The sequence below is a fragment of the Komagataeibacter kakiaceti JCM 25156 genome, from assembly GCF_000613305.1.
The window spans coordinates 1-1343 of the sequence record NZ_BAIO01000574.1 but is presented as its reverse complement, the minus strand read 5'-3'; the positions used below and the strand labels follow the sequence as shown (position 1 = coordinate 1343).

The 1343-nt window shown below is 60.5% G+C and carries 1 protein-coding gene; it reads right to left on the bottom strand.

Annotated features, from left to right (window positions below):
• Positions 1-1343, bottom strand: a 1343-nt coding sequence (locus JCM25156_RS25605; RefSeq protein ID WP_199898879.1) for an autotransporter-associated beta strand repeat-containing protein, incomplete at both ends; no start/stop codon positions are given.

Genomic DNA, 1343 nt, shown 5'->3' with positions numbered 1-1343 from the left:
GGATCGCCGTGGTAGTCGCGATGTTGCCCGCCGTACCACCATTGCCAAGCTGCAGCGTGCCGCCTTCGATATCCGTGGCCCCGCGATAGGTCTGATCTTTGCTCACAACAAGCGTGCCGGCATCCGTCTTCACCAAAGACGTACCACCCGCGACATTGCTGTCATTGATGATCGTATCCAGATCCGCCGTGATGGCAGCGCCTGCATCCGTCCCGTCACCAACACGGACCGTCGTCGAACCCGTGGTCGCATACAGGTCATCACCCGTCACGACATAGGTCTTGCCATCATTATTGGCAAACTGCATCCCGCTGACCGTCACATCCGCAGGATCGCCATTCGCATCCTTATCCGAGACGCTCACCGTGCCGGCAGAGCCTTCGAAGACGGCATAGCCACCCGCATACCATGGTGCGTTACGGCTACCATCCGCATTGGTCCAGTTGTCATCACCCGCACCGTTCATCGCAGTCCAGGTGCCGCTGCCACCATCAACCGTACCATTACCGGACGAACCGTCCGAACCATGGTTGGTGCCGGTATTGCCGCCGTCCCAGAAGGTCAGGCTGCCATCATTCACAACCAGGTTCACCTGATGGGCGATCGAGGTCTGCAGGCCAAGTTCAACACCCTGCGCGGCATCAACCGTGCCAAGTGTTTCACCATTATCCGTAAGGCCTCCACCATAGGTATAGATACGGTAGACACCCGCATCCAGACCACCGCTGGCAGCGTCCGGACCAGCTGTATCGGCCGCAACATTCAGCGTGCCGTCCAGCGTCAGGTTGCCCCCCACAGCGACAAGGTCATTGTATTTCCCACCTGCCGTATTGGCCTCACCCGTATCAAAGTTCTGGGTCGAGCCTTGATCCAGGGTCAGGTTTCCATCAACCGTCAGCGTGCCCACGCCATGGGCGCCATCACCCGCAGACAGGGTCGCACCATTCCCAACCGTCACGTCACCACCAAGCGTGCCCGTGCCGCTCAGCGTCGCGCCAGAAGCAACCGTCGTCGCTCCCGTCGCACCACTCTCATCTCCATCAACCTGCAAGGTGCCGGCATTCACGGAAGTCGCGCCACCATAGGTGTCGGTACCGCTCAGGATGGTGGTGCCGGTTCCGGACTGGGTCAGGCTGCCCGTGCCGGAGATCGCCTGCGCCAGCGTCACGCTGTCGCTGTGATCAACACTCAGGTTGCCATTATCCACAATCGACGATGTCTCAGAAATCGTCCCGGTCGTGCCGCCATTGCCAAGCTGCAGCGTGCCGCCACCGATCGTCGTCCCTCCCGTGTAGGTGTCAGCCCCAGTCAGGACCAGCGTGCCTGTGTCCGATTTTGTGAGA